The sequence below is a fragment of the Caballeronia mineralivorans PML1(12) genome (assembly GCF_001028175.1).
Lineage (GTDB): Bacteria > Pseudomonadota > Gammaproteobacteria > Burkholderiales > Burkholderiaceae > Caballeronia > Caballeronia mineralivorans.
Genome location: NZ_AEJF01000226.1, coordinates 1 through 8,427, shown reverse-complemented (window position 1 = coordinate 8,427; position 8,427 = coordinate 1). Strand labels below are relative to the sequence as shown.

The 8,427-nt window shown below is 60.1% G+C and carries 7 protein-coding genes, 1 tRNA gene and 3 pseudogenes; 5 read left to right on the top strand and 6 right to left on the bottom strand.

Translation table 11 applies throughout. The features are described 5' to 3' along the window. From EOS_RS47300 to EOS_RS48465, 5 genes and pseudogenes are all read left to right on the top strand, one after another. Positions 1 to 669: pseudogene (locus EOS_RS47300) on the top strand (hypothetical protein); the annotation flags it as partial. After that, positions 602 to 892 (top strand): RNA-guided endonuclease InsQ/TnpB family protein, encoded by a 291-nt coding sequence (locus EOS_RS49440; RefSeq protein ID WP_152693252.1) that lies wholly within the window; start codon positions 602 to 604, stop codon positions 890 to 892. The pseudogene EOS_RS47300 and the gene EOS_RS49440, both read left to right, overlap by 68 nt. Positions 893 to 1,005: 113 nt before the next feature. Continuing rightward, positions 1,006 to 1,090 (top strand) — tRNA-Leu (locus EOS_RS36715). Positions 1,091 to 1,253: 163 nt separating this feature from the next. Then, positions 1,254 to 1,454, top strand: a pseudogene (locus EOS_RS48470) (Arm DNA-binding domain-containing protein); the annotation flags it as partial. 8 nt (positions 1,455 to 1,462) lie between these two features. Then, positions 1,463 to 1,909, top strand: a complete 447-nt coding sequence (locus tag EOS_RS48465) for a hypothetical protein (protein ID WP_235443080.1) — start codon at positions 1,463 to 1,465, stop codon at positions 1,907 to 1,909. 111 nt (positions 1,910 to 2,020) lie between these two features. On the opposite strand, the gene EOS_RS36710 is transcribed toward EOS_RS48465, so the two are convergent. The 6 genes and pseudogenes from EOS_RS36710 to EOS_RS36685 all read right to left on the bottom strand — a co-directional run. After that, positions 2,021 to 3,406, bottom strand: a complete 1,386-nt coding sequence (locus EOS_RS36710) for an aspartate aminotransferase family protein (protein ID WP_047897128.1) — start codon at positions 3,404 to 3,406, stop codon at positions 2,021 to 2,023. 34 nt (positions 3,407 to 3,440) lie between these two features. After that, on the bottom strand, positions 3,441 to 4,913 hold the full coding sequence (locus tag EOS_RS36705; RefSeq protein WP_047897127.1) for an NAD-dependent succinate-semialdehyde dehydrogenase: 1,473 nt from the start codon (positions 4,911 to 4,913) through the stop codon (positions 3,441 to 3,443). Between the two features lie 123 nt (positions 4,914 to 5,036). Continuing rightward, positions 5,037 to 5,504, bottom strand: a complete 468-nt coding sequence (locus tag EOS_RS36700) for an Lrp/AsnC family transcriptional regulator (protein WP_047897129.1) — start codon at positions 5,502 to 5,504, stop codon at positions 5,037 to 5,039. 5 nt (positions 5,505 to 5,509) lie between these two features. Then, the gene (gene doeB, locus EOS_RS36695; RefSeq protein ID WP_047897126.1) at positions 5,510 to 6,550 is read right to left on the bottom strand and encodes a N(2)-acetyl-L-2,4-diaminobutanoate deacetylase DoeB; all 1,041 of its coding nucleotides are present in this window, start codon (positions 6,548 to 6,550) and stop codon (positions 5,510 to 5,512) included. Between the two features lie 2 nt (positions 6,551 to 6,552). After that, the gene (doeA, locus tag EOS_RS36690) at positions 6,553 to 7,788 is read right to left on the bottom strand and encodes an ectoine hydrolase DoeA (protein ID WP_047897125.1); all 1,236 of its coding nucleotides are present in this window, start codon (positions 7,786 to 7,788) and stop codon (positions 6,553 to 6,555) included. An 18-nt stretch (positions 7,789 to 7,806) separates the two neighbouring features. Then, positions 7,807 to 8,427 (bottom strand): annotated as a pseudogene (locus tag EOS_RS36685) (ornithine cyclodeaminase family protein); the annotation flags it as partial.

The following is an 8,427-nucleotide window of genomic DNA, read 5'->3' as shown; positions in this document are numbered from 1 at the left end:
CAGGAAGGCCTGCCGCTCCATTCGCAAACCGTGCAGGCAGTGGCCGAAGAGTTTGCAACCTGGCGCAGGCAGTTCCGCAAGGTGAGGCTCAGATGGCGAGTGTCCAAGGGTGCGAAGCGCAGCCTGGGGTGGATCCCCTTCAAGTCGAGCGCGATCCAGTATCGCAACGGCCAAGTGTTTCTCGCCGGCAAGCCGCTGGGTCTGTGGGACAGCTACGGCTTATCGAAGTACAGGCTGGGTACGGGTTCGATCAGCGAAGACGCGCGCGGGCGCTGGTATCTGAACGTCACGATCAAGCTCCAGAAGCCACCCGGACCAGCCCCTGCGGCGATCGGCAAGGCGGTCGCACTGGATCTGAATCTGCGCCGTGCCGCGACCAGCGATGCCGTCCTGCTCGAGTTTGAACCGCATCATCGCCTACTCGAAGAGAAGATTGCCCGGGCGCAGCGGGCGAAGAAGCCGGAGCTCGTGCGCGCACTTTGCGCGAAAGCCGCGAACCGTCGCAAGGATCAGCATCACAAGCACTCCACAGCGCTCGTGCGCAAGTACGACGCGATTCTTCGTAGGCCAGGTGAATTCCCTTGCCCTGGCAAAGACACGGATGGCCCAGTCCGTGCTCGATGCAGGTTGGGGGATGTTCCGAACCATGCTCCGGTACAAATGCGATGACGCAGGCGTGTGGTTCGAGCAAATCAACGAAGCGTATTCAACCCAGACCTGTTCGTGCTGCCAGTCTCGCACGGGGCCCAAAGGTGTCGCAGGTCTTGGAATAAGAGAATGGGCGTGTGAGGTATGCGGTGCGTATCACCACCGCGACATCAACGCCGCCATCAACATTCTCGCGGTCGGACGTGGCCGTCTCGCTGGAGGAATCCCCGCCCTTTCCGCGTAAGCGGCAGCCGATGGCTGAGGACGGGGAGGACGGGGAGGACGTCAATCATTTCTTACCTGACCATTGACAGCTTTGAATCGTTCGCTAAAAAGCACCCTTAGTTGCATCCCTTGGCCCAGGTGGCGGAATTGGTAGATGCACATGGTTCAGGTCCATGCGCCGCAAGGTGTGGAGGTTCGAGTCCTCTCTTGGGCACCAACACGTAGTCCGGAGCAATCCGAAGAAGTCCGAGAAACCCCGTAAAGCCTTGTGCCTGCGGGGTTTTTGTCTTTTAACGTCCGATACGCTCCCCGGTGATCCGATTGAAAATGAGTACTTTTTTGAGTACATTGAAAGTTCGAGTTAGGAAGATGTACTCATCATGCTCCTCACCGCGCGACAAGCCCAAACAGCCAGGACTCGCCCCAAGGCATACGGGGTGCCCGACGGCGGTGGCCTGACCCTGTGGATCACTCCGGACGACCACAGGTATTGGCACTTCCGTTACAGAATGGGCGGGAAACAACCGCGCATCTCGCTCGGCACTTATCCCGCCGTTTCGCTACAGCAAGCTCGGGAGCGAGCGGCAGAATGCCGAGCCTTGGTCGCAAATGGCATCGATCCCCGCAAAAAGCGGCGAGACGAGAAACATCGCGATGCACTGGTCCAAATCAACCCGACCACCATATTGAAGTCATTGCGCAACAAGGGCGCCTCGCCTGGCAGCGCATCACGGGCTACAACCTGCGCAACTATGCCGAGCTTGCGATGCAACGCCACAAGCGCATTTTCGGCAACACCATGAAGGCGCGCGCTGGCGCAGCAAAAGACCGAGGCATGGATCAGTGTGTCTGCACTGAACCGAATGACCAATCTCGGTATGCCGGTGTCCGTGAAAGTCTAGAAAGTAGCGAACATCGGGACGCTTTGCTCGATGTTTTCTTTATTCAACAACGCCCCTCTTTTGCACCGCGCGATGGTCCACGCCATGTCGTCGCGCCACGTTCTCGATTCCTACCACCCTTGCCTGACAAATAGTCTTTACCACCGAACACTTGAATCGCGCACTGCTTGCTAATAAAAAAAGCACCCCAAATTCGTTGCACGGGTGTCCAACTTTTGGGGTGCAGTTCAGAACCTGGCGTCTTCTTAAGCGATCGTCTGCGTCGCTATTTCATCCACCGCCGCCCTCACAATGCCGACAATCTCGTCGACATCCTCCTGCGTCGTCACCAGCGGCAGCGCAAAGCCGAGAATATCGCCGTGCGGCATTGCCCGTGCGATTACCCCGCGCAGCAACGCCGCCGCCGATACCTTCGGCCCGACCTTCAACGCTGCATCGAAGGGCTGACGTCCTGGCTTGTCCGCCATGAATTCAAGCGCCGCCAGCATCCCGGCATTGCGCACTTCACCCACTAGCGGATGCTGGTCGAACGCGGCATGCAACTGCGCGCCGAGATAAGCGCCGACATCCGCGGCGTTCTGCGTCAGGTTCTCGCGTTCCAGAATGTCCAGGTTCGCGATCGCGGCGGCCGCGCAGATCGGGTGACCGGAATAGGTCCAGCCGTGTCCCATCGCGCCGTGTTCCTGCGACCCTTTATCGATCACATCCCACACACGTTCGCCGACAATCACGCCCGACAGCGGCGCATAAGCGCTCGTGAGACCCTTCGCAACGGTGATCAGGTCCGGTTGCATGCCGTAGTGCTGCGCGCCCATCTTCGACCCGAGCCGGCCGAAGCCGCACACCACTTCATCGGAAATCAGCAGGATGTCGTGCTTCTTCAGTACCTGCTGGATGGCGGCCCAATACCCCTCCGGAGGCGCGATGATACCGCCCGTCCCCATTACCGGTTCACCTATGAACGCAGCGATTGTATCGGCGCCCTCGTGTGCGATCAGCTTCTCCAGCTCCTCCACGCAATACGCGACAAACTGCGTTTCGTTCATGCCCGCCGGCGCCTGCCGGTACCAGTGCGGGCAGACCGTATGCTTCACGCGATCGATCGGCAAATCGAAATGCTGATGGAAGCTCGGAAGACCCGTCAGGCTGCCCGTAACAATGCCCGAACCGTGATAACCACGCTCGCGTGAAATGATCTTCTTCTTGTTCGGGCGACCCAGCACGTTGTTGTAGTACCAGACAATCTTGATCTGCGTCTCGTTGGCGTCCGAACCAGACATGCCGTAATAAACCTTCTTCATCCCGGCCGGCGCCCAGTCGATAATCCGCGACGACAGCTCGATGATAGTGTCGGTGGAATGGCCCGCGTACGTGTGGTAATACGCCAGCTTTTTCGCTTGCTCGAAGATCGCATCGGCCACTTCGGTGCGGCCATAGCCAATGTTCACGCAGTAGAGACCCGCGAAGGCGTCTATGTAGCTCTTGCCCTCGTGATCTTCGATCCGGATACCCTTCGCTCCCCGAATGATCTTGCCGGGCAGCGCACCGCTCGCGTGATCGTGCGCGTGGGTCGAAGGATGCATGAAGTGTGCGCGGTCTTCGTTGAACAGTTGGTCGAGTTGCTGTGCCATGAGTTACTCCCTGAATTTGATTACGCTGTGACGCTCAGACGCTCAGCGGCAGACCGAGGTTGCCGAGGCAAAAATATTTGGTTTCGACGAACGGCTCGAAACCCTCCGATCCTCCTTCACGGCCAAGGCCCGACGCCTTCATGCCGCCGAAGGGGATAGGCGCACCGGTGAACTTGACGCCGTTGACCGAGATCATCGCGAAGTCGAGCCGGCGCACCAGTTGAAAGATCGTGTCCACGCGCGTGGCGCAGATGTAGGCAGCCAGACCGTGTTCAGTGTCATTCGCTTTCGCAACCACTTCGTCGAGCGTGTTGAACGATGAAATGGCGGATGTCGGGGCGAAGTTCTCTTCGTCGTAGATACGCATGCCAGGCGCGGCGTCGGCCACGACGGTGGGCTCGAAGAACCACCCGCCGAGCGCATGCGCCTGTCCGCCGGTTGTGATGCGCGCGCCCTTCGCCCGGGCGTCGGTCACGCGCTCGGCGGTGGTATCGAAGGCCGCCTGATGCGTCAGCGGGCCAACCTCCACGCCCGCCTCGAAAGCCGGACCGACCTTCAACGCGCGCACGGCTTCGGTGTATCGATCAACGAAGGTTTCGTACAGCGACGCGGCCACGAAGATGCGGTTCGCCGCGCAACAGTCCTGTCCCGAGGTCTGGAACTTCGCACCGACCGCCACCTTGACGGCCTGATCGAGATCAGCGTCTTCCGTCACGATGAACGGCGCGTTGCCGCCAAGTTCCAGCGCCAGTTTCTTGATGCCGGACTCGGCCGCCGCGCGCGCGACGAGCCCGCCTACACGCGTTGACCCGGTGAAGCTGACCGAGCGCACGCGCACATCGCGTACCAGCGTTTCCATCGCCATTTGCGGCTCGCCCAGCACAACGTTGAATACGCCCGTGGGAAAACCCGCTTCTTCCGCCAGTTGCGCCAGCGCCAGCGCGGAGAAAGGTGTTTCGTGCGCGGGCTTAACGATCACCGTACAACCCGCGGCAAGCGCGGCAGCAGCCTTGCGGGTAATCATCGCAACCGGGAAATTCCACGGCGTAATAAGCGCGGCAACGCCGACCGGTTCCATCACCGTGCCGAGATGCGCGCCATTGATATGCGTGGGAATCGTGCGGCCGCATAGACGTTTTGCTTCGTTGGCGTACCACTCGACGAAGCTTGCCGCATACGCAATTTCCCCTTTGGATTCGGCCAAAGGCTTGCCTTGTTCCATCGAGAGAATGCCGGCGAGATCGTGTTGATGGCGCAGGATCAGCTCATGCCAGCGCAGCAGGATCGCGCTGCGGCGCTCTTGTGCCACCCATCGCCAGGATTCGAATGCACGCTGCGCGGCGCCAACCGCTGCCTCTATTTGCGCACAATCCAGCATGGGCACATGACCGATCACCTCCTGGTCGGCGGGGTTCTGCACGGCGATTGTTGACGCGCTGTCGCTATGAATCCAGCGGCCATCGACATAACAAAGCGACTTGAAGAGGACGGGATGACCCAGCAACATGAGAGGCTCCTGATTGCACTGTATGACGTCCATTTTCTTCCCTGCCGCGGTGCGATTTTTTCGATGTGGTACGCCTTGCGTGGCGTTTTTTTCTGTTCTGCGAGCCCTTCTCGCGATATTCGTCTAGTCCCAGTCGGGAACGCTGTCTGGCATGCTTTTCACGACCTTGGTGACGATGTACGTGAAATAGCGTTCGATCCCTATCTCATCCGTCAGCAAGGAGTCGATGAAGCGCTGGTAATGATCAATGTCCGGCGAGACCACGTGCAGTACATAGTCCACGCCGCCGCCCGTCGCGTAACACTGAACAACTTGCTGCGCGGCCAGTACCCGTTGCTCGAAGCGCCGCATGTCGTGCGCGGTGTGTTTTGCCAGCGTCACTTCCACTACGATCCGGCTCGCCTTGATAGCACCCACCCAATCGAGTTCCGCCCTATACCCCTTGATGACACCGCTCTCCTCCAGCTTGCGCACGCGTTCCCACGCTGGAGAAATCGACAGGTTGACCTCTTCGGCCAGCCGCGATTTCGTGATGCGGCCGTCGCGCGCCAGGATGCGCAGGATGGCGATGTCATAGCGGTCGAGCTTGATCACGGTCAGACGAGCACCGGGATATTGCCTTCGACAACGTCAGCGACTACCGCCACCGTGTCGCCGATCTGAACCAGTCCCGGGAAGTGCCGCGCAGCGACCAAACCGCTGCGGCGTGCCACGTATTCGACTGCGGGCACACCGGTGCGCGTGGCGTCATAGATACGGGCCAGCACGTCGCCCTTTTGAACAAAATCCCCTAAATGTTGGCACATTTCGAGCAATCCACTATGCGCGCTGGTGGTGTAGCAAGTGCCGTCCGGCATGTCGAGCAGGGTTGTCGTGCTGTTGCCGCCCCTCACGTCATCGCGCGGAGAAATCCCTTCCCGGTCGATGACACCCGCATGCGCGAGAAAGCCGTACACACCTCGTTCCGCAATCGCCACGCTCGCGGCAGTCGCGGTCCCGCCACCGCCCAACTCAGTGGAGACAAACACCTTCCCCGCTTCTTCCACCGCTGAATCGAATAGACCCACACTATCGAGCTCGAGCATGCGCATGGAATAGGGCGCGCCGAACGCGCGCATCGCGGCTTCGCAACGCGCCTGTTGTTGCGCGTCGGACAGCACATGGATGGCTGCGAACGGCAAGAAATCCAGCGTGCGACCGCCGGCATGAATGTCGAGCACGTAGTCGGATAGGGGCAGTAAATGCCGCTGGAAATAGTCCGCTATTTTTTCTGTGACCGTGCCATCCGGTTTGCCCGGAAAACTCCGGTTGAGGTTGCCGGAGTCGACGGATGAAGTACGCGTGCCGGCCTTGAACGCCGGATAGTTCATGAAGGGCACGACGATCACCCGGCCGGTGACGTCGCTTGCCTTGAGCGTGGAAGCGAGCTTCGACAGCGCGATCGGCCCTTCATATTCGTCGCCGTGATTGCCGCCGGTCAGCAGCACCGTCGGCCCCTCCCTGCGCTGGATCACGGTGATCGGAATCATGATGGCGCCCCACGCCGAATCGTCGCGTGAATACGGCAGTTTGAGAAACCCGTGCTGCTCGCCTTCGGCGGCGAGATCCACTGTCGGCGTAATGGGTGACGCACGCATTGCTACTCCTTCACAAACAATTTTCGCGGCGTATTGCAGAACGTCTCCACGCCCGTGCCGGTAATCAGGATGCTCTCCGTGATTTCCAGGCCCCAGTCGTCGAGCCACAACCCCGGCATGAAATGAAACGTCATGCCGGGTTCGAGGACAGTCTTGTCCCCCGGGCGCAGGCTCATGGTGCGTTCGCCCCAGTCGGGCGGATAACTCGCGCCGATCGGGTAACCGCAGCGGCTGTCCTTCTCGATTCCAGACTTGCGCAGCACCGCAAAAAATGCGTTAGCGATGTCTTCGCAAAGATTGCCGGGTTTCGCCGCCGCAAGCCCCGCTTCTATGCCTTCCAGCACGGCCTTTTCTGCATCGATGAAATGTTGCGGCGGCCGGCCAAGATAGACCGTGCGCGATTGTGGACAGTGATACCGCTTGAAGCAGCCGGCAATTTCGAAGAACGTTCCTGCGTTCAAGGTGAACTCGGAGTCGTCCCAGGTCAGGTGCGGCGCGGCGGCATCCGATCCGGTCGGCAGTAGAGGCACGATGGCGGGGTAGTCGCCACCATAACCTTCCACGCCAGTGATGCCCGCCAAATAGATCTCCGCGACAAGATCACTCTTGCGCATGCCCGGTTCAACCCGGTCGAGAATGCGTGCGTGCATCTTCTCGACAATCCGCGCTGCGATGCGCATGTACTCGATCTCACGCGGCGACTTGACGGCACGCTGCCAGTTAACGAGACCCGTTGCGTCGACCCATGACGCGTGTGGCAGATGCTGGGTCAGCGATGCATACGCTGCTGCGCTGAAGTAGTAGTTGTCCATCTCCACGCCGATCCGGCATTTATCCCAGCCACGCGCGGCAATCACTTCTCCCGACAGATAATCCATAGGATGCCGCACTTGTGATTGGACGTAATGATCTGGGTATCCCACAATCTGATCGTGCTGCATGAATACCGTGCGCTTCGCGCCGTTCGCATCCTGTCCGCGACCGAACCAGACAGGCTCGCCTTCCATTGGCAGGAGCACGCACTGGTGCACATAAAACGACCAGCCATCGTAGCCGGTGAGCCAGCCCATGTTGGTCGGATCGGAGACGATCAGCAGATCGACCCCCGCTTTTTGCATCGCTTGCCGGGTCTTGGCAATACGCGCGTCGAACTCGCTACGCTCGAACGACAGGCGTACCGTGGGTTCTGCCGGCTTTGGTTTCTCTTGCGGTTGCTTCTGCGTCTGCATCTCTGTCATTGATGACATCGTCCCCTCTCAGAGCGTCACGTCGTTGTTGAAAATGGTTCCGGCGTTCGCCGCGCGCGCGCGTTGCAGCGCGAGAGCCGCAATTGCTGTGTCTTGCGCGCCCGTGCCGGTCAGGTCGCAGATAGTGATTTCATCGTCATGGGCACGCCCTTTGTGAGTGCCCGCGATGACCTGTCCCAACTCGGCAAAACTTGCGTCGCCAGCAATCGAACCAACCTCGATCGCGTGATGCAGTTCGCCGAGCACACGGGTTTGCTGAAGACGGTCGCAGATATAACGCGCGGCGGTGATGACGGCTGGCGCAAGTTCGTTCTTGTGCTCCGCGTCCGATCCCATCGCGGTAATATGCAAGCCGGGATGCAGGTCTTCAGCATGAATGAGAGGAGCGCGGCTCGGCGTCGTGGTGATGGCTATATCGGCGTGAGCAAGTGCGTCATGGACGGTTGCGGCAACCTCGCAAGGGATGCCTTGCACATGCTCGGCGAAGCTTCTCGCGCGTCCGGCATCGCGCGCCCAGACGGCGACGTAGTCGATCTCGCGAACCATCCGCAGTGCCTGCAATTGAAGCTGCGCCTGCTCACCCGCACCGATCACGGCCACGCGCCGCGCGTCCTTGCGCGCGAGCCAGCG

What these genes read in the sequence shown, in the direction of transcription:
- doeB (WP_047897126.1), bottom strand. Translation starts at nt 6,550, where the DNA reads ATGCGTGCGTCACCCATTACGCCGACAGTGGATCTCGCCGCCGAAGGC.
- EOS_RS36710 (WP_047897128.1), bottom strand. Translation starts at nt 3,406, where the DNA reads ATGGCACAGCAACTCGACCAACTGTTCAACGAAGACCGCGCACACTTC.
- EOS_RS36705 (WP_047897127.1), bottom strand. Translation starts at nt 4,913, where the DNA reads ATGTTGCTGGGTCATCCCGTCCTCTTCAAGTCGCTTTGTTATGTCGAT.
- EOS_RS49440 (WP_152693252.1), top strand. Translation starts at nt 602, where the DNA reads ATGGCCCAGTCCGTGCTCGATGCAGGTTGGGGGATGTTCCGAACCATG.
- EOS_RS48465 (WP_235443080.1), top strand. Translation starts at nt 1,463, where the DNA reads ATGCCGAGCCTTGGTCGCAAATGGCATCGATCCCCGCAAAAAGCGGCG.
- doeA (WP_047897125.1), bottom strand. Translation starts at nt 7,788, where the DNA reads ATGACAGAGATGCAGACGCAGAAGCAACCGCAAGAGAAACCAAAGCCG.